Source organism: Legionella yabuuchiae (assembly GCF_900640115.1).
Lineage (GTDB): Bacteria > Pseudomonadota > Gammaproteobacteria > Legionellales > Legionellaceae > Legionella_A > Legionella_A yabuuchiae.
In genome coordinates, this window is record NZ_CAAAIW010000005.1 from 82,805 (window position 1) to 107,058 (window position 24,254).

Genomic DNA, 24,254 nt, shown 5'->3' on the forward strand with positions numbered 1-24,254 from the left:
GGGTTTGGCGCCTTTTACGCCGTTTGCTTGTCCATCAGAATTTTAGCCTCTCTACCAACGATTTAACCGCCAATCCTAAAACATCGGTAAAAGTTATCGGTGGTTTGAGTCGCTAATTGCTCAATATTGACTCCTCTTAGCTCACTGATTGCTAACGCTACATGTTTGACTAGAGCGGGATGATTTTGCTTGCCTCTAAAAGGCACAGGTGCAAGATAGGGGGAATCTGTCTCAATTAAGATGCGATCGAGCGGTACTTTCTTCGCCACTTCCTGTAAGTCGGTAGCATTTTTAAAGGTTACAATACCGGAAAAAGAAATGTAAAATCCGAGATCCAATGCTTTTTTTGCCATTTCCCATGATTCGGTAAAACAATGTAGAACGCCTCCTATTTCGGCAGCATTTTCTTCCCTCATCAACTTAATCGTATCCTCAACAGCATCACGAGTGTGAATAATTAAAGGTTTTTGAGATTGACAAGCCGCTCGAATATGCTCACGAAAACGTTGTCGCTGCGTTTCAATGGCTTCGTCATCCGCGGTTCGAAAATAATCCAGTCCAGTTTCACCAATTGCAATGCAGGAGCTATGTGAGGCAAGCAATGACAATGCTTTAACGTTAGGCTCTTCTTCAACGCTCGAGTTTGGGTGCAACCCAGCAGAAATATATACGTTTGAATATTTTTCGGCGAGCTTATAAAGCTCTGGCATGTCATTAAGCTCAATGCAAACGCACAGCATTTCTTTTACCCCAGCTTCATGGGCTTTTTGCATTACGTGTTCTAATTTATTATCGAACTCGCTTAAATCTATGGTATGTAAATGGCAATGTGAATCGATAAGGGTCAGATTTGGATTATTCATAAGATTGTAAGTCATAGTAAGTCGTTATAGCGTATCCGTGCCTTGAGTAGATTTTAACTTGCCAGCTAGGATTGTTTCAATTTTAGTGCAGAGAGCTTGGCCATTTTTTCCAGCTAACTGAACGCCAATTCCAACCGGTTTGTTTCCTTGCGCTTCTTTGGGTGTCAACCAAACAATTTTCCCCTCTACTAAAAACTCTTCTGGCTCTTCGGGAAGTTGAACTGACAGCGTAACCTCACCACCAAGCGTATATTCTTTGGCGGTCCGAATAAATAATCCGCCTCCCTTGATAAAAGGCATATAAGCTAGATACAACGCATGTTCATTGCTAAAGTTGCACTCAATTAGGTCAACCATATCATTCATTAAATGTTCCGAATATAATCTAACAACAAATCCTCAAGCGCTAACGTTTGGTTCAGGGTAATGTTTTGGTGTAGTTTTTTTCTTAGTGCGCTTATTTTTTCATTATAGTCAAATAACTTAAATACAGGGATCTGTTGAGACAACTGTAACAACAGTTTATTACTATGCTTTGATTTCTGAAACGAATCATAAACATGAAAACGAATCATTTGTGCATTTACTAAATACAACCACCACAATAGATCATCAAAATTATAAGCACTCCATTCCGCGGCAATCGTTGGGGGTGATGATTTGCCCTCCAGTAGATCGCTAAGCGAATGTATCAGCTTATCGTTGTTTTCAAAAATTACGGCGCGTGGATCCTTGGCCGAATATAATTTACTTAAACTAAAGAAATCAAAGGGATCAGTCTGAATTTCGTCAGAAAAACAGTATTTTTGGCAGCGGCTTAAAATAGTCGCAGGAATGCTATTGATTTGCTCCGCAATTAAGATAAAAATCGTGTGTGAAGGTGGTTCTTCCAACACCTTTAACAACGCATTGGCTGCCGCTAAATTCATTCTGTCAGCAGAGTCAATAACAACAACCCGGTATTTCGCTCGTTTTGGTGTTTGATAGACATCGGCTTGGATGGAGCGGATTTGATCGATTTTAATCGGCTTATCTACCGCCTCTCTAGAAATATAATGTAAATCAGGGTGCACATTTTCGTGCAACCTTTGGCATTGATGACAATGGCCACAACCGTCTGACTGCTCGCAAAACAGGCAGGTAATAACTCTCAGAACAAACATCGAAGCATTGATGTGACGTGGCCCTACAAATAACATCGATTGCGGTATCCGCTGGCTCGCCAACATCGGTTGAAATGATCGCCACAGGCGATCGTGGGCTGCAAAGTGTTCAACCACTAGTGACCCCTACATAGCTATCTAATGCGTCCTTGATTAAATTTTGAACTACTTTTAATGGCTTTCCTGCATCAATAATAATCACATTGTCCATGGTTTTTATGTGTTCATGGTAGCTTTGATAAACGTCTTGAAAAAAGGACAAGTCTTCCTGCTCAATGCGATCGGTAGTGCCCCGAGATTGCGCGCGTTTCAAACCACGTTTGGGGGAAACGTCTAGAAAAATTACTAAATCGGGCTTAAACCCTTGCATGGAGAAGGAGGAAAGTTGCGAAATCAACGTCGGATCCATTTTTCTCCCTCCACCTTGATAGGCAAAGGTGGATAGTTCGTATCGGTCAGCCAAAACCCAAGTTCCTTCAGCAAGAGCGGGCTTAATCACTAATTCCATAAGTTGAATTCGGGCGGCGTATAACAAAAGTAGTTCCGTACGTGGATCTAACGGTTGATCGGGATTAATTTCTTTAATGAGTTCCCGAGCTACTTCACCGACGCGCGTTCCACCCGGCTCACGAGTTAGAATCAAATGCTCTACATGAGATGCCAAATAAGATTTAATCGTTTTTATAGCTGTGGATTTACCTGCTCCTTCCAACCCCTCAACGACAATATAATGTCCTCTTTCTGAACGCATTCTGTTTCCCTTAAACTAGTTAAGATTTTTTCAAGCGGTGTTCCTAACGTTATCGAGGGCTTGAAAATGTTAGGAAAACTGCCTATTTATTTGTTTTTAAAAACCGATGAATGGCTTCTTTTTGTTCTTGATAAGTTACTGAAAAATGATGTGTCCCATCACCTTTGGCAACGAAATATAAATAATCCGTTCTAGTTGGGTTTGCTGCTGCATCAATTGCTTGTTTGCCAACCATAGCAATCGGCGTAGGAGGCAATCCCTTATATTTATAGGTATTAAATGGTGAGTCAACCTGCATATTTTTGTGTGTTAATTTACCATCATATTGCTCGCCAAGCGCATAAATAACAGTTGGATCAACCTGAAGCGGCATGCGCTTTCTAATTCGATTAACAATCACCCCTGAAATGATATATTTCTCTTCTAAGACCGCAGATTCTTTTTCAAGAATAGAGGCTACAATTAACATTTCGTAAGGCGACTTATAAGGAAGTCCCGTTTGTCGTTTCAGCCACCGCTCATTAAGATATTGAAGTAAATCAGTATGAGCATGAGCAATTAATTGAGCAGCATCGCTTCCGGCTTCATATACATAAGTATCTGCAAGAAGCAGCCCCTCATTATTAAGGTGGTCGCTTTTAATAACATCCCAATCCGAGCTGTTATAAGATAAATAAGCTGCCGTTTTTAAATTGGCAATCACTTGTGTTTGTGTGGTGCCTTCCACAATGGTAAAAGGAATCGTTAAAACCTCTCCTTTTGACACACGATTAATAAAATCCCAAGCGGATTCTTCTGGATGAATTTCATAAATACCGGCTTTTAATTGATGGGTAAGTCTGGTGATACGGATTAATAGTAGGAGTAATTGTTGAGAATGAATATGATGTTGCTGTTTAAGGGAATCAACAAACGCTGCTGCTGTTGTGTTTTTTTTAACCTGAAAAATACTCGATGCTTGCGATTGTAGTATTAAAGGTTGAGAAGCCGCACGATAAAAAGCAAAACCCAGCCCAATCATTATGATAAGTGTCAACACTGCTATAAGAGTAACCAATAATTTCATGTGTCTATGAATCATAGTGCCTCTTATGCAAAAAAATTGGTGCGATGTAGCTAGGCTAAGGGAATATACTCATTTCACCTGAAGATAACGGACTTCTCAGGTGAAAACTACTTGCCGACTATCGGTTTAGCGCTTCACGAACCTTACCATTCTTCAAAATTTTATACGCTAATACCTTGAAAAATGTGTGTTATCGCAAATTCATTCAAAACCCATTCATTACATTTTTTTAAATAGTAAGCTGCCATTAGTACCGCCAAAACCGAGTGAGTTACTAAGCGCATAGTTAATGTCACGTTGTTGTGGCTTATTCGGTACATAATTTAAATCACAACCTTCATCTGGGTTTTCCAGATTGATGGTAGGTGGCGCCACTTGATCACGAATAGCAAGTATACTGAAAATAGCTTCAACAGCGCCAGCTGCGCCCAACAAGTGGCCAGTCATGGATTTCGTTGAACTCACAGCCAGTTCATAAGCATGATCCCTAAATACGCGCTTGATAGCCTTAGTTTCATTCAGATCATTTAAGTAGGTTGAAGTGCCATGAGCATTAATATAATCAACTTGAGAAGGTTGAACACCCGCATCTTGGATTGTAATTTCCATTGCGCGTGATGCGCCATCGGCATCGGCATCAGGTGCAGTAATATGGTAAGCATCACCTGACATTCCAAATCCAACTAATTCAGCGTAAATTTCAGCGCCACGAGCTTTTGCGTGTTCATACTCTTCTAACACTAAAATTCCAGCGCCTTCCCCCATGACAAATCCATCTCGGTCTTTGTCAAAAGGACGTGAGGCCTTTTCTGGTTCATCATTACGTTTAGAAAGAGAACGTACCGCAGAGAAACCCGCTAAGCACAAAGGTGTCGTTGTCATTTCTGCACCTCCGCAAACCATCACATCAGCATCACCATACACAATCATGCGCGCAGCCAATCCAATGTTATGGGTACCGGTGGTACAAGCCGTAACCACAGAAATATTTGGGCCTTTTAATTGGTGTTGAATTGAAATTTGTCCAGCCACCATATTGATAATGCCCGCAGGAATGAAAAAAGGTGAAACTTTTCTTGGGCCACCATTCAACAGCTTTTCTTGGTTATTAGTAATGGTTTCAATGCCACCAATACCTGCTCCCACGGCAACACCAGCGCGCTTTGAGAGCGCATCATCGATCTTTAGCCCGGAGTCGGCAATCGCTTCTACAGCAGCAACCATGCCATATTGAGTAAATGCATCCATTTTACGAGCATCTTTTGACGCCAGATAATCTTCGACATTGAAATTCTTTACTTTTGCCCAAATTTTCGTTGGATAGTCAGTGACGTCAAAAGATTCTACTCGGCCAACACCGCTCTTACCTGCTAAGATATTGTGCCAAGATTCTTCTACAGTACGTCCAACAGGAGAAACCATACCCATGCCGGTTACAACTACACGTCGTCTATTGTTCAATGATGACTCCTCAGTATCACTATGAAACGCAATGACTCAGAGAAATATCTTGGGCTATTCACAAGATAAAAACCTAAATCTTTCAGGTATGAAAGATCTAGGTAAAAAAGATTACGCCTCTTCTTTATTTAAGTTTGCTTCAATATAATCAATTGCTTCTTGAATTGTAGTAATTTTTTCAGCTTTTTCATCTGGAATTTCAGTTTCAAATTCTTCTTCCAAAGCCATTACCAGCTCAACGGTATCAAGCGAGTCCGCGCCTAAATCATCAACGAAAGAAGCATCGTTTTTTAACTCGTCTTCTTTTACGCCTAATTGTTCAACAACAATTTTGCGAACTCGTTCTTCTACTGTGCTCATAACTTTTTCCTCTTTAGTTATAAAAGTAATCATGTTTCAAACAATTATTGTTTGAGTGATCTAAAAATTAATGTCGGGTAGTTTATTCTATTCCCTAAATAACGCAAGCCTATTCACACGTTGCAGTAGCATTTAGCAATATAAATATTGTGGTAAAAAGATATTATACCACAAGGGGCCTGGCTAAGATCAATTTCCCCTAATCCATGTACATGCCACCATTCACTTGAATGGTTTCACCGGTAATATAATTACCATAATCTGAAGCAAGAAAAGCAACCACTTCAGCAATGTCCTCAACTTTTCCTAAGCGTTTCAAAGGAATACGCTTTAGCAATTCTTCTTTAACCATATCCGGTAGCGACGCGGTCATATCGGTATCAATAAAACCAGGAGCAACAACGTTAACAGTAATTCCTCGGCTACCAATTTCCTGAGCGAGTGATTTAGAAAATCCAACTAGCCCCGCTTTGGCGGCGGTATAATTTGTTTGACCTGAATTACCGCTGGAACCAACCACCGATCCAATACTGATAATGCGACCCCAGCGAGCTCGAAACATAGACTTAAGACATGCCTTGCTTAAACGATATACGGAATTAAGATTCGTCTCAATAACGCGATACCATTCTTCATCATCCATTCTTAACAACAAATTATCACAGGTGATCCCAGCATTATTAACCAAAATATCTGGCAATTTGTCTTCATCAGATAATTTAGTCATTAAGTCTTCTATACTTTCCTTTTGGGTCACATCCAACACGACGCCACATCCTGCTAAATTTTCTTCTGCAAAATAGTCGCTGATGGCAGAAGCACCCTGTTCACTAGTTGCTGTTCCAACGACGTAGGCCCCTTTCCGGGCCAATGTCAATGCGACAGCCTGGCCAATACCTCGACTAGCGCCAGTCACGAGCGCTGTTCTATCCTGTGAATTGCTCATACAAACGATTTCCTCTATTGATTTATTTCACGTAAGGCATCGGATAAGCTAGATTCATCGTGAATGCTAAGTGTTTTTAGAGATCGATCGATGCGCTTTACTAATCCGCTTAAAACTTTTCCGGGACCACATTCAATTAATAACTCAACGCCCTTTGCCTTCATCAACTGAATGGTTTCAACCCATCTTACAGGTTTATAAAGTTGTGCTTTTAACAGTGTTCTAATCTGCTCAGGTGATTCATAAACAGTTAAATTAACATTGCTAATTACAGGAACCTCAGGGGTTTTAAAGGGTGCATTCTCTAAACTTTCGGCGAATACATCAGCCGCGTAAGTTAGAAGTTGGCAATGACAAGGCACGCTGACCGGAATAATTTTCGCCAGTTTCGCGCCTTGCTCGAGCGCGAGCGAGACCGCTTGTTCAACCGCCGGGGTGTGGCCTGCGATAACAATCTGGCCTATGGCATTATAATTTGCTGGAGTCACCAAGAACTCAGATGTGCTCACTTGCTCACAAAGCTTGCGAACCGCTTCATCATCCAGACCAATAACCGCAGCCATGGCTCCTTTTCCCAATGGAACTGTTTGTTGCATGAGTTGCCCACGTTTCGCGACAAGTTCTGCTGCATCAGGCAGGCTAATTGCATTCGCGCAAACTAAAGCCGCATATTCGCCGAGACTATGGCCTGCCATTACGGAAGGGGGTATTATTTGTTGTTGTTGTAGTGTTTTATAGATAGCCACATCAGCAGTTAACATGGCTACTTGCGTACACTCGGTTTGATTGAGTTTTTCTTCAGGACCATTTTGAACCAGATCCCATACATCATAACCCAGTCGCTCGGAAACTTCAGAAAATAGCTCCGATATAAGTGAATGAGTTTGTGCAAGATCATTTAACATTCCAACGTATTGCGAACCTTGCCCAGGAAATACAAAACTGATTGTTTTCATATTGAACCCTATCCTCGAAGTCTTGAATCAGTAGCGAATAACCATGGCACCCCAGGTCATGCCACCGCCGAAAGATTCTAGTAATAAGAGATCCCCCCGCTTAATGCGGCCCTCACGGATAGAGTGGTCAAGCGCTAACGGAATAGAAGCAGCTGAGGTATTGCCTTGTTTTTCAATCGTTACAACCACTTGCGACATTGGAAGGGATAATTTTTTAGCAATGCCTTGAATAATGCGAATATTTGCCTGGTGGGGAACCAACCAATTGATATCTGACTTTTGCAAATGACTGGCTTCAAGCACTTCATCTACAATATCACCCATAATGTTAACCGCGATTTTAAACACTTCATTGCCACGCATACCTATTTGCGTTTTTTGTCCATTCTCGCTTTGGGTCGCATACGTCAATAATTTCCCTTCATCAAAGGAGGAATGTAGTACGGAACCTAAAATGCCTGCCTCACCGGCTGCGCTTAAGACCACTGCTCCAGCGCCATCGCCAAACAAAACGCACGTGGTACGATCCGTCCAGTCCACGGCTTTAGACATGCTTTCGCTGCCTACCACCATCACGTGTTTGGCGCTACCTGCTTTGATGTATTGGTTTGCGATATCCATGGCGTAGACAAAGCCACTGCAAGCAGCGCTAATATCAAACGCAGGAATGGTTCTTGAAATATTTAATGTTTTTTGTACATGGCAAGCCATGCTTGGGAAAAAATGATCCGGTGTACAAGTTGCGACAATGATTAGATCAATATCATCAGGGTTAAGTGAAGCAGCGTTCAACGCTTGTTTAGCCGCTTCACACGCCATATAAGACGTTGTCTCTTCTACCGATGCAACGTGCCTACTTTTTATACCTGTACGTGAATAAATCCATTCATCAGAGGTCTCAAGTGTTGCTTCTAGCTCTGTATTGGTAAGCTCACGCTTAGGAAGATAACTGCCGCTGCCGCTGATGATCGCGTTGTTCATAATAACAATCCTTCATTGATAAAGTCTGTAATTTGATTTCTTACCAAATCAGTGACGTTATTTTTTACCTGCAAGACTGCCTCTTCAATCGCATTCTGGAAGGCCACTTCATTCGCGCCCCCATGACTTTTAACGACGATACCATTCAAACCTAACATACTAGCGCCATTATAGCGTGCGGGATCCATGCGTTTTTTTAAATGTGCTAAAGCAGGATAAGCAAACATACCAGACAATTTTGCCAACCAATTGCGGCTAAAGGATTCTTTCAACACTGATAACATTAATTTTGCTAACCCTTCACTGGCTTTGAGGGTTGCATTCCCGACAAATCCATCACAAACCACAAGATCAACTTCGCCGGAATAAAATTGATCGCCCTCTACATAACCAACGTAATTCATAATTTTACATTCAGCGAGCATGTGGGCGGTGCGTTTGACTTGGTCGTTGCCTTTAATTTCTTCGACGCCAATGTTTAGCAAGCCAATTTTAGGTTTGGGTTTCTTATCTTCAGCCTGAATTAAGGCTGAACCCATGATTGCAAACTGGAATAAATGCTCCGCGCAGGAGTCGACATTAGCGCCTAAATCGATGACACGAGTCCTACCTTTCATGGTAGGTAGCTCCGCAATAATGGCAGGTCTATCAATACCTGGCAAAGTTTTTAAAACAAAACGGGCCGTAGCCATTAAGGCTCCGGTATTACCAGCGCTAACGCAAGCCTGTGCATTTCCTTCTTTAACCTGATTGATTGCCACGCGCATTGATGAGTCTTTTTTGTTCCTCAAGGCATGAGAAGGCAACTCATCCATGGTCACGATTTCTGATGCATGAACAATCGAGATCTGGCTATGGGACGCCTGACCTTGCTTTTTTAACGCACGAGTAATTTTAGCTTGATCTCCGACCAATATAAGTCTTAAATCCGAGTTTTTTTGAATCGCACGAATGCAAGCTGGGATCACTACAGGCAATCCATGATCCCCGCCCATCGCGTCAATCGCAATGGTAATGGTATTCAAAGACATTACTCAGCTTCGTAAACGTTCTCGGTTTCCAAAATTTTACGACCGCGATAGTAACCATCTTCAGTAATATGGTGCCGACGATGTGTTTCACCTGTGGTTGGATCAACAGAAAGCGTTGGCTTTGTTAATGCATCATGTGAACGACGCATATCGCGTTTTGATCGTGATTTTTTATTTTGTTGCACAGCCATTGTATTACTCCTAAACAATTTGTTTTCTAAGGGCCGGAATATTACCGGCTTTTTACTTGTAATCCAAGTATTGTTGGCACATATTATACCTGAAAAAAATCGCTTCTGGGTAGAGAAATTCAGCAACTTATTGAACCTTTATCATTTTTTTGATTTTTTAATCATCGCAAAGAACAAATTGTATGCATCAAAAAATACACCAAAAGCGCCAACCATAGTCTTAATGAAATAAAAATAACCATTATTGCGAGATTGATTAAGGAAACTTTAGGAACGTTCCCCAATAATAGCGAGCATTTCTAGATCACATTTAACCAATTCCAGGTGCTTTTCAGGAAGATTTAAGTGCAAATCGTCGGTTAATACTTCAATTATATCCAATTGATAATTAGGGCTAACAATGCATTCATAATGAGACATCAATTTTTCAGCAGTTTGCTCGTTATCACAGACCGCAATTTCAACTTGATTCTTATACTCATAAGGGAACGTCTGTAAACATCGCTGACATACTAAGACAATGTTTGCCTTAATCTTTAGCGTTAAAAGATAATAGCCCTCTTCATAAACCCGGGCGCTTAAGTCGCAGTGAATTGTGCACGGACCTTCTACATGAGTAGGCAAGCGTTCTTTGATTTTTAATTCAACATCCTGAAGTGCTTGTTCTTTAGCAAACTTCGGTAAAAAAATTTTCATGAATCAGATATTCTCCATGTCAATAAAACCTTAAAAATGAAGCAACAATTCCAGTCCTGAGAGCCCTGTGCGGTTAAGCTCTATGGCCCAGATAGCTTTAGCAAAACCCGTCAGAAGCCATGCATGAAGCTCGTGGTCGATGACCCTTGCTATCAAGATTATTCAAAGCGCTGCGAATTGCTTTAAATGAAACAACATTCATTGTATCCGTGCAAAGTATAGCGTAAAATAGGCAAATTTTATACATTTTGAACTTGATTATGAAAGGCAAAGTCATTGTAGGCCTGTCTGGCGGAGTGGATTCATCCGTCGCGGCCTGGTTATTAAAAGAACAAGGATATACCGTTGAAGGCCTATTCATGAAAAATTGGGAACAAGATGATCGTAACGGGTATTGTGCAGCAGCGAACGATTTGGCCGATGCCAAGGCCGTATGTGATCAATTAAACATTCCATTGCACACGGCCAATTTTTCTGAAGAATACTTACAACGGGTGTTTAATCATTTCTTAGATGAATATGAGCATGGCCGCACTCCTAATCCTGATGTCCTATGTAATAAAGAAATTAAGTTTAATGCGTTCTTAAATCATGCTCTGACGTTAGGAGCTGATTTCATTGCGACCGGCCATTACGCACGCGTCAAGAAAGAGGGTTCTATAGGCGTGCTGTTTAAAGCGAAAGACCGAGAAAAAGATCAAACTTACTTTCTACACGCAGTTGATCCAACTGCTCTTGCTAAAACTCTTTTTCCCGTGGGTGATTATTTAAAGCCCCAGATTCGAGCAATGGCTAAAGAACAAAATCTAGTCACGCATTCAAAAAAAGATTCGACGGGGATTTGCTTTATTGGCGAAAAGCGCTTTAAATCTTTTTTAAATGAGTACATGCTGGCTAAACCTGGCGAAATAAAAACGGCATTGGGGCAAGTCATCGGTCGTCATGATGGGTTAATGTTTTACACGCTCGGCCAGCGCCAAGGTCTTGGTATTGGCGGGACTCAGGCTGGCAGTGATGAGCCTTGGTATGTTGTAGATAAAGACACGGCTAACAACACATTAATCGTGGCACAAGGCAGCCAACACCCGATGCTTTATTCCCAAGGACTTAAATGTGGGACTATTCATTGGCTAACCGAATCTGAGCCCGATTTACCGCTCACTTGTTATGCGAAAACGCGCTATCGCCAGTCTGAACAAGCGTGTGTTGTGTCTCCTAAACAAGGGGATCATCATTACATCATGTTTGCTGACCCGCAACGTGCCGTTACTCCAGGTCAGTATGTGGTTTTTTACCATAAAAACCAATGTTTGGGCGGTGCGACAATCGAACAAATTATTCGCTAATCAAGTATACTTATACTTATACCTTTGTTATTGGACTTTGGCCATTTTTTACAAAATTGTTTAATAATGCGTCTTTGCGAGCGTTAGCGAAGCAATCCAGCTTGGTACTTTTATTGAAAATAGTTTTGGATTGCCGCACTTCGTTCGTAAAGAAGACACTTGCTGGCTCATTTTTAAAATGACCAAAGTCCAATGTTAATAACGGGACGAAATTGTCTCCTTTACGACCCCTGACTTTTGAGGAACTATTATGAGCATTATTAATGCATCACCAATCACACCAAATGTTGTGTTCACCGTTAGTGCAGCAGACAAAGTCGCTTCTTTGATTGCAGAAGAAGAAAACCCAAACTTACATTTAAGAGTCTATATTACGGGCGGTGGCTGCTCAGGCTTTCAATATGGGTTTACGTTTGATGAAAGCATTCAGGAGGATGATGTGATTATTGAACAAGCGTGCACTGATGGTGAACAGTCTGTGGCACTTCTCATTGATTCGATGAGCTATCAGTATCTAAAAGAAGCTGAAATTGATTACGTACAAGGCATTCAGGGAGAACAATTCGTTATTCGAAATCCAAATGCTAAAACAACCTGCGGGTGTGGCTCCTCATTTAGTATTGATGAAGAGCATAGTGTTGATGAGGAGTAACTAATTACTCCTCTCTTAGAAACAGCCGTATTTCGTTCAACCTGCACTCAAATTCGACCGTTTTTTAAGAGTTTTACATCGAGGCGAGCAGTTACGATGAAGAAGATTAGTAGGGTCTTTTGACAATTATAATGAGTAATTTCTGATCAAAATTCAGGTGGCTTAATAGGATTTTACAATTACTTTTGAACCTATTTTCAAAAAATTGTTATAAAGCCACTTTGCTGCTGAAGGCTTCACACGTATGCAGCCATGGCTTGCATTATAGTTAGGCACATCCGGTGACCCATGGATGGCATAGTATTTACTAAAAAACATGCAATATGGCATTGGTGCTCCCCCTTTTCCTAAGGGATATTTGCTGGAGCGGCAGTTAGCCCCCCGTTTACTAATGATGTTATAGGTTCCACTGGGCGTCCGGCAGGCTCGTTTGACGTCTTTACAATATTTACTTCCTCCAGATCCCTTACCTGATCGAATGACTTTTCCATTTTTAACGGCTTTCCAAGTCAATGTTCTGGGATTATAAATAAAGGTATTTGTTGCTAATTGTGTGCCCGCTATGATTTGATTAGGTTCACGAGACTCGCTCGACGCATTAGCGGTAGATATGAAAACTAAAGAAGCAAGTGCCACACTGAGCATTCCATTTCGTAGGATGTTGAGATTCTTTTCTTCCATGAGTAATCCATTTTTTTATCGCCTTATTGATTAAATATAGTACAAATGGTTCAGGTTTGTTAATATTGGACTTTGGCCATTTTGAAATAAAGTCCATTTTTTTGTTCTAAAAAGCTATTTGTCATCCCCGCGAAGGCGAGGAACCATGCATCATTAGGTACTGTTTTAAACAAAAAGATAGATCCCCGCCTTCGCGGGGATGACAAAACAGCAAATGGCCAAAGTTCAGTTAATAAAGACGATAAATTTTTTACTCATCTAGGCAACGTATATGGACTCATCCGTTGCCTAGGAATTATTTTGGATGTCCCATAGATTAATACCAGATCTGTCGGCAATGAATTCAATAAAAGCTTGGTGTTGCGCTAACTCATGTTTATCTGCTGTAATCACCGGAGAATGATTGGATAAGGCTTGGACGGGTTTATGGGTATTTTTGTTTAATTCAGTATCGCTTTGGGTCGACTCAGCAAATAGGCTTACTTGTCCCCCAGTCATGGCGAGATAAACCCAAGCTAGGATTTCAGCATCTAATAAAGCCCCATGAAGCTCACGATTGGAATTATCAACTTCATAGCGCTTGCACAATGCATCTAAGCTATTTCGCTGGCCTGGATGTTTTTGTCGGGCCATGACTAAAGTGTCTAAAATACGACAATGTGTTTCTAATGAGTTTTGCCAATTAGCCAATTTTAATTCTGAATTTAAAAATCCTACATCAAAGGGCGCGTTATGAATAATTAATTCCGCCCCATCGACAAATGCAATAAACTGCTGAAGAATCTCATTGAATCTTGGCTTATCCTGTAAAAATTCAGTACTAATGCCATGGACCCGGAATGCCCCCTCATCCACTTCTCTATCTGGATTTAAATAAACGTGATAATGCTTGCCAGTTAGGGCGCGATCAACGATTTCCACACATCCTATTTCAATCACGCGATGACCCTGTTCGGGGCCGATTCCGGTTGTTTCTGTATCTAAAACAATCTGACGCATAACGTGCACCTATAATAATTCTTCTATAGCTTTATTAGCTAATTCGTCTGCCAACTCGTTTTCTGGGTGACCTGAGTGGCCTTTAATCCAATGCCAATGAATCGTGTGTTTTTGAGCTAATCCATCTAGTGCTTGCCATAAATCAGCATTTTTCACTGGTTCTTTCTTCGAATTACGCCAATTATTTTTTTTCCACTGGACAATCCAGGTCGACATACCCAAGCGTAGATATTGAGAGTCGGTATAAAGATCCACTTGGCAGGGTCTATTTAATGCTTCAAGACCTTTAATCGCTGCTGTTAACTCCATGCGATTGTTGGTGGTTTGAGGTTCGGCACCGTACAATGTTTTTTCAGCCCCTTTATGTCGCAATAAAACGCCCCATCCACCAGGTCCAGGATTACCCTTACACGCCCCATCTGTATAAATTTCAACCATTAAAAATACTCAATTATTTAAAGGGTCCTAATTCCTTCCATAGGCAACCATAAATTATTTTCTTTTGCGCTCTGCTTTGCCAGTTCATAACCTGCATCGGCATGGCGCATCACACCAGTAGCAGGATCATTGGTCAACACACGCTTCAAACGGTTGGCTGCTTTTTCCGTGCCGTCTGCTACGATAACCAGACCCGCATGTTGTGAATAGCCCATGCCGACTCCACCACCATGATGAATACTAACCCACGTCGCGCCACTAGCACAATTTAAGAGCGCATTTAATAATGGCCAATCGGAGACGGTATCACTCCCATCAAGCATCGATTCTGTTTCCCGGTTGGGGCTAGCTACGGAGCCTGAATCTAAATGATCGCGGCCAATTACGATAGGAGCCTTAAGTTCACCTGATTTAACCATCTCATTAAACGCCAACCCTAAACGTGCCCGATCTTTCAATCCTACCCAACAAATTCTTGCGGGTAAGCCTTGAAACGAAATTTTGTCACGAGCCATATCCAGCCATTGATGCAAATGGTAGTTCTCGGGAAGAAGCTCTTTTACTTTTTCATCCGTCACGTAGATATCCTCTGGATCACCCGATAACGCGACCCAGCGAAAAGGCCCTATCCCCTCACAAAATAAAGGACGGATATAGGCAGGAACAAAGCCTGGAAAGCCAAAGGCATTGTTTACTCCGACATCATAAGCCATTTGGCGTATATTATTTCCATAATCAAACACCGGAATTCCTTTATCTAAAAACGCTAGCATTGCTTTGACCTGAATCGCCATAGAGTTTTTCGCCGCGGCAATGACTTTCTCAGGATTGTAAATTCTAGCTTCTTCTGCTTGTTTTAGTGTCCAGCCTGCAGGTAAGTATCCATTTAAAGGATCATGAGCGCTGGTTTGATCGGTGACTAAAGCAGGATTAGCGTCGCGTTTAAGTAACTCAGGATAGACTTCAGCTGCATTGCCTAATAACCCTACCGAAATAGGCTCATTATCCGAACAAGCTTTATTAATCCATTCCAATGCTTCATCAAGTTTATCAGTATAACGATCGAGATAGCGGGTTTTGATTCGTTTTTCAATGCGTTCGAGATCGCATTCAACTGCAAGCATACTGGCTCCAGCCATAGTTGCCGCAAGAGGTTGCGCTCCCCCCATTCCTCCAAGTCCTGCGGTTAATATCCATCGACCCGATAAATCACCTTGGTAATGTGTTTTGGCAGCTGCAACAAAGGTTTCATAAGTTCCTTGTACGATTCCCTGCGAACCAATATAAATCCAACTTCCGGCCGTCATTTGACCGTACATCATTAACCCTTTTTTATCCAGTTCGTTGAAATGTTCCCAGGTTGCCCAATGAGGAACAATATTTGAATTGGCAATTAAAACCCGAGGCGCATCTTCATGGGTTTGAAAAACGCCAACGGGTTTACCAGACTGAATTAATAGCGTTTGATCTTCTTCAAGTTCTTTTAAGGTATCTAAAATTGTTTCAAAACATTCCCAAGAACGCGCGGCTTTTCCAAGTCCGCCATACACAATTAACGACGAAGGATTTTCAGCCACCTCTGGATCAAGATTATTACACAGCATTCGAAGGGGTGCTTCGGTTAACCAGCTTTTCGCTCGTAGTTCAAGGCCACGTGGGGCTCTTATTAATGGCGTTTCATTGGTCTTTGACATTCATCTTCTCCATGAATATTTATGCATGGCACTATACACCATGGTCAACTATAAACTCTAGTTTTACGCCATGCTCAGTGAAACATTGAGCATCGCCATATTTTAATGAGGTGATCTTGCTGTGAAATCTCAAGGCTTAATTGTGGAAAATAGAACAGCTATGTTAAACTGATCTTTTTTAACACATAGAAGTACGATTGTGCAAAACGGACTCTCCAACCATCCTCCTTCCTTAAAAATATTTTTCGCCACTGAAATGTGGGAGCGATATGGATTTTATGTCGTGCATACCCTCTTGGTGCTATATCTGGTCATGCATTTCGAATGGGGAGATCATCGTACCTATCCTTTAATTGGTGCGTTTACTGCCTTAACCTATCTCTCTCCCGTGATTGGAGGTTGGATTGCCGATCGACTTTTGGGTCAAAAGTTAAGCATAATTATTGGGGCCGTCGTCCTTTTTTGTAGTTATCTTATGATGACTTATTGGACCAACATAATTGGATTATTTTACTCCTTATCAGGAATCGCTGTAGGGACTGGTCTTCTCAAACCCAATATCTCTTCCTTGCTAGGGAATGAATATCATGATGATTCTCCAAGACGAGAACGAGGATTTACGATTTTTTACTTGGGAATAACGACGGGAATCATACTAGGCACTACCCTACCCAGTTATATTCAATCCGAAAAAGGATGGCCAGCAGCGTTTTTCAGTGCAGCTGTAGGTATGATCTTTGCTATTATAATCTTCTCCTATGGCATAAAGCATTATGCTATTAAAGATTATTCTCCCTCTAAACATACCCTTAAAAAAGTATTTTCAGCATTGGTCATTATAGTAGCCCTGTATTTTGGATCGTTTTACATTTTACGCCACTCTGCCCTAGCTAAAATTCTATTTACCTGCATCGCTTTATTCTCAGTAGCCTATTTGCTTATAACTATTATGCAAGAAACAGGACAACAAGCGCGCCAAACGATGGTTATTGGTCTATTATGTCTGATTTCAATGATGTTCTGGTCGTTTTATTTTCAGATGTTTTCTTCCATTATGGTATTTCTAAAACGCATTACCCAACCTTCATTATTTGGACTTCCATTTCCTCCTCCCTACTATGTCGCAGTACAAAGCGTTGGAATGATTGTCTTGGGATTGTTTCTCGGCAAAAATTCACAACAAATTACGATTCATAAACGAACAATTCAAACTGGAAATAAATTTGTACTCGCAATGGTATGCATGACTGTTGCTTACCTATTTCTCATTGTAGCCTGTACCTTAGATAAAGGCTTTGGGCTACTAACTCCGCTCTACTTTATTCCTTCTTTTTTAATGATCGCGCTGGCCGAATTATTGCTGTCTCCCATTGGGCTCGCAGCCATGACGTTGCTTTCCAGCAACAAGAGAGTAAGCACCATGGTAGGAATATTCTTTGTCTCCTTAGGAATGGGTGGGTTTCTATCTGGTCGCATTGCAACCATTGCTGCCATTCCGAAAGAAAAGCTCGACTTATTAACCATTGCCGAATTAAAAACAGAATACGCTGCTTCGTTTACTCACATGCTTTATCTTTTGATAGGAGCAACGTTAATTAGCATTCTTTTAAATTTCGTTATTCGATCTTTAATGACTCAAAAACAGGCATAGCTCTACCAGGGTTCTTTGTCTATCGATTCAAATCCTGTTATACTCCGCGCCGGTCTATACTTCTAATAACAGGATAACTAATTCACCTTATGGCCAATTATAACGCACCTCTGGATCAACTGCTCACTGCCTTGGAAGACATGCAAGCTTCCGATATCACAGTTCTTGATGTTCGAAACCAAACCACAATCACGGATTATATGGTGATATGCACTGGCCGATCATCTCGCCACGTAAAGTCTATTGCTGAACAAACCGTTGAAACAATGAAATCTGTAGCACATCCTCCTATCAGCAGTACTGGCCTTGAACTTGGAGAGTGGGCATTAATTGATTTTGGGGACTTCATCTTGCATGTAATGCAACCAGATAGCCGGGCGTTTTACAATTTAGAAGGTCTTTGGCAAAGCTCCTAATGCTTAAAATTACGCTCATCACTATTGGTAGTAAGATGCCCCGCTGGGTCGATGAGGCTGTAAATGAATTTTCAAAGCGACTTCAGGATGGGGTTACCCTTTCCTTAATTGAACTTCCTTTACAGAAACGAGGAAAATCAGCTGATTTGCCTCGTATTCTTGAAAAAGAAAAACTAGCCATTGAAGCGGCCATCCCAACTAGTGCTCGATTAATTGCATTAGATATCCAAGGTGAACTATTCACGAGCGAACAACTTGCTAAAAAAATTGAGCAATTACAGCATATCAACAGCCATCTATGCTTTTTAATCGGAGGACCAGAGGGATTACCAAACGAATTAATTGCAAAAAGTGCAGAACGTTGGTCCTTGTCCAGACTTACTCTTCCCCACACTTTGGCTCGGATTGTCTTTTTAGAAGCAATTTATCGAGCCTGGTCTATATTACAGAACCATCCTTATCATAAGTAACTATTTTTCTAAGCGCTTTAAGAGCTTATACGTAAAGAGCAACACAATCGATCAAAATTTCCTAGACCCCTTAGACTCACTTAAACAAGCTTTGTACGGTACAATTTTTCATAGATTCGTCTTTGCGAACGCTAGCAAAGCAATTGTAAGTTTAAAAAGTAATTGATCTGGGCAGTTCTTGCTTTTTAGGTTAATATAGTAGCCAAAAGCAACAGGTTAACCAAAATTTCATAAGCCGTTTTCTTAAATATTTTTCTAGGTAATATGGATTTACATTCCGTTAAAAACGATCGCCAAGAATCTCAAATACATCGCTTTCGGCTTAGTCTGTTAGTCGCTATTCTTATTGTTTTATCCTGCGTTCTAATTTTACGCCTAGCCTATTTACAGCTTTCAGAATACAAACGTTATGCAACCCTCTCTCTAAAAAATCAGATGAGTATTCTCCCCATCGCCCCTCCTCGTGGAATCATATTAGATCGAAATGGAGTCATATTGGCGGATAATATACCTGTATATGTTCTAGAAATTGTTCCTGAACGCGTCAAACACCTTGATTTAACGCTCTCTAAATTACAAGAACTCATTCCGTCGATTACCGAAGAAGATATCGAACACTTCAAACGCGCCCGCAGCCAAAATCGTTCGTTTACACCAATTCCTCTTAAATTAAAATTATCCCCAGAAGATGTAGCTATTTTTGCGAGCAATCAATTCCAGTTTTCTGGAGTAAGCATTAAAGCCCGATTGATGCGGTATTATCCTTTGGGAGAAATTACCGCACATATAGTGGGTTATGTGGGCAGGATCAATGAAAAAGAGTTACAGCAAGTTGACTTCACCAATTACCGTGCCACCAATTTTATTGGGAAAACAGGAATTGAGCGGTTTTATGAAAACACGTTGCATGGTCAAGTAGGGTATCAACAAGTAGAAACTGATGTCAGTGGACGGACTTTGCGCGTTCTAAGCAAACAAACTCCTATTTCAGGCGAGAAAATGTATCTCACCCTAGATGTAAAGCTGCAAGAAGCAGCCTATAACGCATTAATAGGCAAACGTGGAGCAGTCGTTGCCATGAGCACCCAAAATGGGGACATCTTAGCAATGGTGAGCTCCCCTAGCTTTGATCCTAATCTGTTTGTCAATGGAATTAGTAAAACCAATTATCAGAAATTAGCGAATGCCCCAGATAAGCCCCTATATAATCGTGCTGTACGTGGGCTTTATCCTCCTGCCTCAACCGTAAAGCCTTTTTTAGCGTTAGCAGGACTTGATAAAGGCATCATAACGCCCGGTACTAAAATTTTTGATCCCGGATGGTACCGCCTTCCTGGTGTCAGTCATAAATATCGTGATTGGAAGCGTGTAGGGCATGGCATCATCAGCTTGAAAAAAGCGATCATGGTTTCTTGTGATACCTATTTTTATCAACTAGGAAATAAATTAGGAATTTCTGCAATTGAAGATATTCTCATGCAATTTGGCTTCGGCCAGTCAACGCATATTGATTTATTGGAAGAATTACCAGGAATTGTTCCAGGTCCAGGCTGGAAAAAACGAAGCCGCGGGGTAGTCTGGTATCCTGGAGATACTATCATTACCTCCATTGGACAAGGTTTCATGTTGGCGACTCCGCTGCAATTAGCTAATGCAACCGCGGCTATGAGCTCAAAGGGTCGGAAATTTCGACCCCATTTATTGAGTAAAACTGTGCAAGATCAAGGCCATGAGCATTCCTACAAGCCTCTTGAGGAATACCCCATTCAATTAAAAGACAATAGTTATTGGGCCATTATCGCTGAAGCAATGCAAAGCGTGGTTGCTCCAGGTGGTACTGGTCACCGATTCGGACATCATGCTCCCTATACTGTGGCCGCGAAAACAGGTACCGCTCAAGTCTTTAGTGGTAATCAATATGAGAAAAAGCGCTACCATGAAATTCCCGAGGCACTCCGAGACCATTCCTTATTTATTGCATTTGCCCCAGTAGAAAAACCAGAAATTGCTATTGCGGTTTTGGTTGAAAATGATTTTGTCGCGTCAGTAGTTGCTCGTAAAGTGTTAGATGCTTATTTTGGGACTGAATCATCATGAAAATAAATACTGCAAGGCCTGTTTATCGATTTACCCCGAAGGCATTACATGTGGATTGGCCACTAATGGGGTTAATTTTTTTACTGGTTCTGCTTGGGTTAATCATTTTATATAGTGCATCAAACGAAAATATAAGTATGCTTATTCGACAGTCATTAAGACTCGTTGTAGCGTTTGGGATTATGATGGTCTTTGCATTCATCCCGCCCCATAAGTACAAATTATGGACGCCCTGGATCTATGGACTTGGTCTAACCTTATTGATTGCTGTTATCGCCATGGGTAAAATTGGTAAAGGCGCCCAGCGATGGCTTGACCTTGGCCTGTTTCGCTTCCAACCCTCTGAAGTTATGAAACTGGCGGTTCCTATGATGACCGCCTGGTATTTTGATAGGAACTCATATCCCGTTAATCTTAAAATGCTTTGTTACTCCGCCTTGATTATTTTTATCCCCGCCCTACTCATTGCTAAACAACCAGACTTAGGTACTGCGATCATGGTAATCTTTTCAGGATTATCCGTGGTGTTCTTGGCTGGCATTCCGATGCGCATTATCTTATTTTTTGCGGCAATCATTGGAAGCGCTGCTCCCTTTTTTTGGCATATCCTGCATGATTATCAGAAACAAAGAATCATTACTTTTCTAAATCCAGAAAATGATCCATTGGGGGCTGGTTATCATATTATTCAATCAAAAATTGCTATTGGTTCAGGGGGCGCTATTGGGAAAGGTTGGCTAGAAGGTAGTCAATCTCATTTAAATTTCTTACCGGAACATGCTACTGATTTTATTTTTGCGGTGTCTGGCGAGGAATTTGGATTTGTAGGGAGTGTTATCATTATTTTATTAATTATTATGATTTCTCTAAGAGGCTTGCATATTGCAAAACAAGCCCAAACGACATTCACTCGTTTACTTGCCGCCAGTCTTTCCATTACTTTTTTTCTTTCTGCATTTGTAAATATTGGTATGGTTATGGGCTTAATTCCAGTCGTTGGAGTACCACTACCTTTGGTCAGTTATGGAGGTACCGCCATGGTCACATTTCTAGCAGGTTTTGGAATTTTGATGTCCATAGGCACTCATCGCATTTTATTTAATGCTTTGTAATCGATGACCATCTGGTGTAAGTAACCTCTTAGGAAACGTCCCTAAAGTTTTTTGCAATCTTCTCACTCTTAATCTGAGCATAGATGTTTCAGTTTTACTTCGATCTGCCCCCTCTCCCGCGCTAAGAGTTTGAGTCGTGGGTCCGACCCGGTCATATTTGTTACCGATGTGACCGGGTCGGACCTGCTTCGTACTGGTGCTGCATGGCGAGATTTGCCAAGAGACTATCGTCACTGGAACAGTGTTTATAATCGTTATAACAACTGGTCGAAAAAGGGTGATATTGGCGGAATTAAAAAAAAAGATGGCGATCACGAATGGCACATGCTTGATGGCTCTATTATAAAAGTACATCAAGATGCGATGAGAAGCGGTTACGACAAAGCCTCGGAAGCAATCGGTTCTAGCGTTGGCGGTCTTAGCACCAAAATTCATGCTGTTGTCCATGGGCAAAGAGACTCTGGTATATCTCTCCAAGGTGCTCCTGTTCTTAACTTCCAAATAATTGCTTCCATGATGTTACGGTCATTTTTCCAGCAGTGACATCCAAATAACTTCATAGTTCGTTGAATCTGTTCCCAAATTTCATCCGTTAAAACACATCGAGCCACTTTAAAATCATCCCTATAAATCCAGTAATTTTACATGAGATGGGGAAAAGTTCATTTCAATGATTTGAATGGCGAGCGAAATCAGGTCTTTAAGGTCATTAAAAAATCATATTGGTTGGATTAATGGGTTCATGTGGTGAAAAAGTGGGCTTCAATTGAGGACACGTCCTAGTCAATGATGAAGAATATATTCCACCTCAAGCTGTGCTTTAAAGCACAGCTCGAGGGAAGTTTGGGGTTATTCGTTATTTTTTTTTATATCTTGCTTCAAAGGTAACGCTTTCTCTACTTTAGGAAGCTCAACATGGGCTTTAACTTCTGGAGCGCTAGCATCACGAATAATTTTATCAGAAGCTCTATCGCCTGTGAAAAATAGTAAATACACCAGCAATAGAACAATGATTGCTATCACTACCCTTAACGCCTTGGTCTTAGTACTTGTTTTCTTTGTTTCAAGTTCTACTTTGGCCATTATGCATTCTCTCTCGATGCCCCTAACATCCAGCGATACTTTTCATGCGCTTCAATACGATTCGACAGTAAATTAACCGTTCCCTCATCATTATCACTCTGCGCCATATCCATTGCCTTATACAAGTCTTTTACCAATTGGCCATGATCATTGGCTAATTCAGTCACCATCTCATTTGCTGTGGAGTTTGAATCACCATCTTTTAACGTTTTTAATTGCTCGTATTGACCAAACGTAGCTGGCGCGTTGTGACCTTTAATTAGGATTCGTTCAGCCACCTCATCCACAGCTTCGGCTAACTCACGATATTGCACTTCAAAAAGCTCATGCAAAGATTTAAATTGAGGCCCTTTTACATGCCAGTGGTAGTTTTGAGTTTTCAAATATAAAGCATAAGTATCAGCAAGAAGAATAGATAATTTCTTAACCAGATCACTCATAACCAACTCCTGTAATAGTTAACCCTGTAAAAAAAATGCCTTAAAGCATCCTTCAGGATATTTTTGAAAAATAACAATCAACTTTTACAGGATAGTTGATATTATTCAAAAATAGCAAGCCCGCATTGATCACTTAACGGCGATAGCGACGTTTAAGAGCGAAGTTTTTAAGCTTGGTGCGTTCAGGGAAATTTTAGGCGTGGTTCAGTAACATAAAAAACTAAGAAACTAATAAGTTGTAAACTGAGTCTTAGTATATGAATGTGTTCGAATTCGTACTCTATAAATATTTCATCTAATAAAATAAAACATGCAGTCATTGCAAAGCTGAGCATAAACGCTGTGGAAATATTTTTAGAACTAAACGACCAAATGGATCTCCAAAACGCATACGCAATCAAAACTGACCATGCAATTAATAAAAAAAAACCGTAAGGGATAAAAATTCATATTGAAGGTGATAAACCGATAAGGTTTTTACTACCAATGAATAATTTTTTGAAGAGAAACTAAAGTTTGGAGATACGATCCCAAAGCGCTGCAAAAAGTTTGTAAAATCAGACAAGGAAACTAATGAAAACCAAAATGCCCAAAATAAGATAATTCCATTTGATATTACTTTATTTTTCATTGTGGGCTCCTTTCCATACAATCGCAGGATAAGCGTTTGCTTAACTTATCGTGCCCTATTTAAGCAATAGGTTCAAGAT

At 40.9% G+C, this 24,254-nt stretch carries 27 protein-coding genes and 2 pseudogenes; 8 read left to right on the top strand and 21 right to left on the bottom strand.

All coding sequences use genetic code 11. The features are described 5' to 3' along the window. Nucleotides 1-62: 62 nt before the first annotated feature. The 13 genes from E1O47_RS03020 to E1O47_RS03080 form a co-directional block, all read right to left on the bottom strand. The gene (locus E1O47_RS03020; protein ID WP_242601979.1) at nucleotides 63-878 is read right to left on the bottom strand and encodes a TatD family hydrolase; all 816 of its coding nucleotides are present in this window, start codon (nucleotides 876-878) and stop codon (nucleotides 63-65) included. 9 nt (nucleotides 879-887) lie between these two features. Further along, nucleotides 888-1,229, bottom strand: a complete 342-nt coding sequence (locus E1O47_RS03025; RefSeq protein WP_133129793.1) for a PilZ domain-containing protein — start codon at nucleotides 1,227-1,229, stop codon at nucleotides 888-890. Beyond that, on the bottom strand, nucleotides 1,229-2,143 hold the full coding sequence (locus tag E1O47_RS03030) for a DNA polymerase III subunit delta' C-terminal domain-containing protein (protein WP_133129794.1): 915 nt from the start codon (nucleotides 2,141-2,143) through the stop codon (nucleotides 1,229-1,231). The genes E1O47_RS03025 and E1O47_RS03030 overlap by 1 nt, the downstream gene beginning before the upstream one ends. Then, nucleotides 2,136-2,777 carry a dTMP kinase gene (tmk, locus tag E1O47_RS03035; protein WP_133129795.1) on the bottom strand — a complete coding sequence of 214 codons (642 nt, stop codon included), beginning with the start codon at nucleotides 2,775-2,777 and terminating at the stop codon, nucleotides 2,136-2,138. Before tmk ends, E1O47_RS03030 begins: the two co-directional genes overlap by 8 nt. Nucleotides 2,778-2,859: 82 nt before the next feature. Further along, a complete protein-coding gene (gene mltG / locus E1O47_RS03040) occupies nucleotides 2,860-3,858 on the bottom strand; it encodes an endolytic transglycosylase MltG (RefSeq protein WP_133129796.1) in 999 nt (332 codons plus the stop codon). A 204-nt stretch (nucleotides 3,859-4,062) separates the two neighbouring features. Beyond that, nucleotides 4,063-5,304: a beta-ketoacyl-ACP synthase II gene (gene fabF, locus E1O47_RS03045; RefSeq protein ID WP_207384283.1), complete on the bottom strand. Its 1,242-nt coding sequence runs from the start codon at nucleotides 5,302-5,304 to the stop codon at nucleotides 4,063-4,065. A gap of 111 nt (nucleotides 5,305-5,415) precedes the next feature. Next, on the bottom strand, nucleotides 5,416-5,697 hold the full coding sequence (gene acpP, locus E1O47_RS03050; RefSeq protein ID WP_423202751.1) for an acyl carrier protein: 282 nt from the start codon (nucleotides 5,695-5,697) through the stop codon (nucleotides 5,416-5,418). A gap of 166 nt (nucleotides 5,698-5,863) precedes the next feature. Beyond that, entirely contained in the window at nucleotides 5,864-6,610 is a 747-nt protein-coding gene (fabG, locus tag E1O47_RS03055; protein WP_133129797.1) for a 3-oxoacyl-ACP reductase FabG, read from the bottom strand. Nucleotides 6,611-6,624: 14 nt separating this feature from the next. Beyond that, nucleotides 6,625-7,566: an ACP S-malonyltransferase gene (gene fabD, locus E1O47_RS03060; protein WP_133129798.1), complete on the bottom strand. Its 942-nt coding sequence runs from the start codon at nucleotides 7,564-7,566 to the stop codon at nucleotides 6,625-6,627. 27 nt (nucleotides 7,567-7,593) lie between these two features. Then, nucleotides 7,594-8,547 (bottom strand): beta-ketoacyl-ACP synthase III, encoded by a 954-nt coding sequence (locus E1O47_RS03065; protein WP_133129799.1) that lies wholly within the window; start codon nucleotides 8,545-8,547, stop codon nucleotides 7,594-7,596. Then, entirely contained in the window at nucleotides 8,544-9,572 is a 1,029-nt protein-coding gene (gene plsX, locus E1O47_RS03070; protein WP_133129834.1) for a phosphate acyltransferase PlsX, read from the bottom strand. The genes E1O47_RS03065 and plsX overlap by 4 nt, the downstream gene beginning before the upstream one ends. A 5-nt stretch (nucleotides 9,573-9,577) precedes the next feature. Continuing rightward, nucleotides 9,578-9,769: a 50S ribosomal protein L32 gene (gene rpmF / locus E1O47_RS03075; RefSeq protein ID WP_133129800.1), complete on the bottom strand. Its 192-nt coding sequence runs from the start codon at nucleotides 9,767-9,769 to the stop codon at nucleotides 9,578-9,580. A gap of 267 nt (nucleotides 9,770-10,036) precedes the next feature. Further along, nucleotides 10,037-10,465 carry a YceD family protein gene (locus E1O47_RS03080; RefSeq protein ID WP_133129801.1) on the bottom strand — a complete coding sequence of 143 codons (429 nt, stop codon included), beginning with the start codon at nucleotides 10,463-10,465 and terminating at the stop codon, nucleotides 10,037-10,039. A 260-nt stretch (nucleotides 10,466-10,725) separates the two neighbouring features. Between E1O47_RS03080 and mnmA the strand changes: the two genes are divergently transcribed. Both mnmA and erpA read left to right on the top strand, forming a co-directional pair. Next, the gene (gene mnmA, locus E1O47_RS03085; protein ID WP_133129802.1) at nucleotides 10,726-11,811 is read left to right on the top strand and encodes a tRNA 2-thiouridine(34) synthase MnmA; all 1,086 of its coding nucleotides are present in this window, start codon (nucleotides 10,726-10,728) and stop codon (nucleotides 11,809-11,811) included. Between the two features lie 250 nt (nucleotides 11,812-12,061). Next, the gene (gene erpA / locus E1O47_RS03090; protein ID WP_133129803.1) at nucleotides 12,062-12,463 is read left to right on the top strand and encodes an iron-sulfur cluster insertion protein ErpA; all 402 of its coding nucleotides are present in this window, start codon (nucleotides 12,062-12,064) and stop codon (nucleotides 12,461-12,463) included. A 162-nt stretch (nucleotides 12,464-12,625) separates the two neighbouring features. Here the strand turns inward: erpA and E1O47_RS03095 are convergent, their stop codons facing one another. The 4 genes from E1O47_RS03095 to hutU all read right to left on the bottom strand — a co-directional run bounded on the left by E1O47_RS03095 (nucleotide 12,626) and on the right by hutU (nucleotide 16,275). Beyond that, the gene (locus tag E1O47_RS03095) at nucleotides 12,626-13,144 is read right to left on the bottom strand and encodes a L,D-transpeptidase (RefSeq protein WP_242601981.1); all 519 of its coding nucleotides are present in this window, start codon (nucleotides 13,142-13,144) and stop codon (nucleotides 12,626-12,628) included. A 288-nt stretch (nucleotides 13,145-13,432) separates the two neighbouring features. Continuing rightward, complete coding sequence (gene dnaQ, locus E1O47_RS03100; protein ID WP_133129804.1) at nucleotides 13,433-14,143, bottom strand: DNA polymerase III subunit epsilon; 711 nt, start codon at nucleotides 14,141-14,143, stop codon at nucleotides 13,433-13,435. 9 nt (nucleotides 14,144-14,152) lie between these two features. Next, nucleotides 14,153-14,581 carry a ribonuclease HI gene (gene rnhA / locus E1O47_RS03105; protein WP_133129805.1) on the bottom strand — a complete coding sequence of 143 codons (429 nt, stop codon included), beginning with the start codon at nucleotides 14,579-14,581 and terminating at the stop codon, nucleotides 14,153-14,155. A gap of 17 nt (nucleotides 14,582-14,598) precedes the next feature. Beyond that, nucleotides 14,599-16,275 carry a urocanate hydratase gene (gene hutU / locus E1O47_RS03110; RefSeq protein WP_133129806.1) on the bottom strand — a complete coding sequence of 559 codons (1,677 nt, stop codon included), beginning with the start codon at nucleotides 16,273-16,275 and terminating at the stop codon, nucleotides 14,599-14,601. A 199-nt stretch (nucleotides 16,276-16,474) separates the two neighbouring features. Here hutU and E1O47_RS03115 point away from each other — a divergent pair, with 199 nt between their 5' ends. From E1O47_RS03115 to E1O47_RS12470, 6 genes and pseudogenes are all read left to right on the top strand, one after another. Further along, nucleotides 16,475-17,926 (top strand): peptide MFS transporter, encoded by a 1,452-nt coding sequence (locus E1O47_RS03115; protein ID WP_278025359.1) that lies wholly within the window; start codon nucleotides 16,475-16,477, stop codon nucleotides 17,924-17,926. An 89-nt stretch (nucleotides 17,927-18,015) separates the two neighbouring features. Further along, nucleotides 18,016-18,342, top strand: a complete 327-nt coding sequence (rsfS, locus tag E1O47_RS03120) for a ribosome silencing factor (RefSeq protein WP_133129807.1) — start codon at nucleotides 18,016-18,018, stop codon at nucleotides 18,340-18,342. Beyond that, entirely contained in the window at nucleotides 18,342-18,812 is a 471-nt protein-coding gene (gene rlmH, locus E1O47_RS03125; protein WP_133129808.1) for a 23S rRNA (pseudouridine(1915)-N(3))-methyltransferase RlmH, read from the top strand. The genes rsfS and rlmH overlap by 1 nt, the downstream gene beginning before the upstream one ends. 264 nt (nucleotides 18,813-19,076) lie before the next feature. Beyond that, nucleotides 19,077-20,909, top strand: coding sequence for a penicillin-binding protein 2 (mrdA, locus tag E1O47_RS03130; protein WP_133129809.1), 1,833 nt, complete (start codon nucleotides 19,077-19,079; stop codon nucleotides 20,907-20,909). Then, nucleotides 20,906-22,021, top strand: a complete 1,116-nt coding sequence (rodA, locus tag E1O47_RS03135) for a rod shape-determining protein RodA (protein ID WP_133129810.1) — start codon at nucleotides 20,906-20,908, stop codon at nucleotides 22,019-22,021. Before mrdA ends, rodA begins: the two co-directional genes overlap by 4 nt. A gap of 168 nt (nucleotides 22,022-22,189) precedes the next feature. Then, a pseudogene (locus E1O47_RS12470) lies at nucleotides 22,190-22,288 on the top strand (transposase); the annotation flags it as partial. Between the two features lie 167 nt (nucleotides 22,289-22,455). On the opposite strand, the pseudogene E1O47_RS03145 reads toward E1O47_RS12470, so the two are convergent. The 4 genes and pseudogenes from E1O47_RS03145 to E1O47_RS03160 all read right to left on the bottom strand — a co-directional run. Continuing rightward, a pseudogene (locus E1O47_RS03145) lies at nucleotides 22,456-22,632 on the bottom strand (transposase); the annotation flags it as partial. A 238-nt stretch (nucleotides 22,633-22,870) separates the two neighbouring features. Beyond that, nucleotides 22,871-23,104, bottom strand: coding sequence for a hypothetical protein (locus tag E1O47_RS03150; protein WP_133129811.1), 234 nt, complete (start codon nucleotides 23,102-23,104; stop codon nucleotides 22,871-22,873). Further along, nucleotides 23,104-23,544 (bottom strand): Dps family protein, encoded by a 441-nt coding sequence (locus tag E1O47_RS03155; RefSeq protein WP_133129812.1) that lies wholly within the window; start codon nucleotides 23,542-23,544, stop codon nucleotides 23,104-23,106. Before E1O47_RS03155 ends, E1O47_RS03150 begins: the two co-directional genes overlap by 1 nt. A gap of 415 nt (nucleotides 23,545-23,959) precedes the next feature. After that, on the bottom strand, nucleotides 23,960-24,175 hold the full coding sequence (locus E1O47_RS03160; RefSeq protein ID WP_133129813.1) for a hypothetical protein: 216 nt from the start codon (nucleotides 24,173-24,175) through the stop codon (nucleotides 23,960-23,962). Nucleotides 24,176-24,254: the final 79 nt, after the last annotated feature.

What these genes read in the sequence shown, in the direction of transcription:
- hutU (WP_133129806.1), bottom strand. Translation starts at nt 16,275, where the DNA reads ATGTCAAAGACCAATGAAACGCCATTAATAAGAGCCCCACGTGGCCTT.
- fabD (WP_133129798.1), bottom strand. Translation starts at nt 7,566, where the DNA reads ATGAAAACAATCAGTTTTGTATTTCCTGGGCAAGGTTCGCAATACGTT.
- mnmA (WP_133129802.1), top strand. Translation starts at nt 10,726, where the DNA reads ATGAAAGGCAAAGTCATTGTAGGCCTGTCTGGCGGAGTGGATTCATCC.
- E1O47_RS03095 (WP_242601981.1), bottom strand. Translation starts at nt 13,144, where the DNA reads ATGGAAGAAAAGAATCTCAACATCCTACGAAATGGAATGCTCAGTGTG.
- rodA (WP_133129810.1), top strand. Translation starts at nt 20,906, where the DNA reads ATGAAAATAAATACTGCAAGGCCTGTTTATCGATTTACCCCGAAGGCA.
- mrdA (WP_133129809.1), top strand. Translation starts at nt 19,077, where the DNA reads ATGGATTTACATTCCGTTAAAAACGATCGCCAAGAATCTCAAATACAT.
- E1O47_RS03025 (WP_133129793.1), bottom strand. Translation starts at nt 1,229, where the DNA reads ATGAATGATATGGTTGACCTAATTGAGTGCAACTTTAGCAATGAACAT.
- E1O47_RS03160 (WP_133129813.1), bottom strand. Translation starts at nt 24,175, where the DNA reads ATGAAAAATAAAGTAATATCAAATGGAATTATCTTATTTTGGGCATTT.
- tmk (WP_133129795.1), bottom strand. Translation starts at nt 2,777, where the DNA reads ATGCGTTCAGAAAGAGGACATTATATTGTCGTTGAGGGGTTGGAAGGA.
- E1O47_RS03150 (WP_133129811.1), bottom strand. Translation starts at nt 23,104, where the DNA reads ATGGCCAAAGTAGAACTTGAAACAAAGAAAACAAGTACTAAGACCAAG.
- mltG (WP_133129796.1), bottom strand. Translation starts at nt 3,858, where the DNA reads ATGATTCATAGACACATGAAATTATTGGTTACTCTTATAGCAGTGTTG.
- E1O47_RS03080 (WP_133129801.1), bottom strand. Translation starts at nt 10,465, where the DNA reads ATGAAAATTTTTTTACCGAAGTTTGCTAAAGAACAAGCACTTCAGGAT.
- E1O47_RS03020 (WP_242601979.1), bottom strand. Translation starts at nt 878, where the DNA reads ATGACTTACAATCTTATGAATAATCCAAATCTGACCCTTATCGATTCA.
- rsfS (WP_133129807.1), top strand. Translation starts at nt 18,016, where the DNA reads ATGGCCAATTATAACGCACCTCTGGATCAACTGCTCACTGCCTTGGAA.
- E1O47_RS03155 (WP_133129812.1), bottom strand. Translation starts at nt 23,544, where the DNA reads ATGAGTGATCTGGTTAAGAAATTATCTATTCTTCTTGCTGATACTTAT.
- rpmF (WP_133129800.1), bottom strand. Translation starts at nt 9,769, where the DNA reads ATGGCTGTGCAACAAAATAAAAAATCACGATCAAAACGCGATATGCGT.
- rnhA (WP_133129805.1), bottom strand. Translation starts at nt 14,581, where the DNA reads ATGGTTGAAATTTATACAGATGGGGCGTGTAAGGGTAATCCTGGACCT.
- acpP (WP_423202751.1), bottom strand. Translation starts at nt 5,697, where the DNA reads ATGATTACTTTTATAACTAAAGAGGAAAAAGTTATGAGCACAGTAGAA.
- dnaQ (WP_133129804.1), bottom strand. Translation starts at nt 14,143, where the DNA reads ATGCGTCAGATTGTTTTAGATACAGAAACAACCGGAATCGGCCCCGAA.
- E1O47_RS03065 (WP_133129799.1), bottom strand. Translation starts at nt 8,547, where the DNA reads ATGAACAACGCGATCATCAGCGGCAGCGGCAGTTATCTTCCTAAGCGT.
- erpA (WP_133129803.1), top strand. Translation starts at nt 12,062, where the DNA reads ATGAGCATTATTAATGCATCACCAATCACACCAAATGTTGTGTTCACC.
- rlmH (WP_133129808.1), top strand. Translation starts at nt 18,342, where the DNA reads ATGCTTAAAATTACGCTCATCACTATTGGTAGTAAGATGCCCCGCTGG.
- fabG (WP_133129797.1), bottom strand. Translation starts at nt 6,610, where the DNA reads ATGAGCAATTCACAGGATAGAACAGCGCTCGTGACTGGCGCTAGTCGA.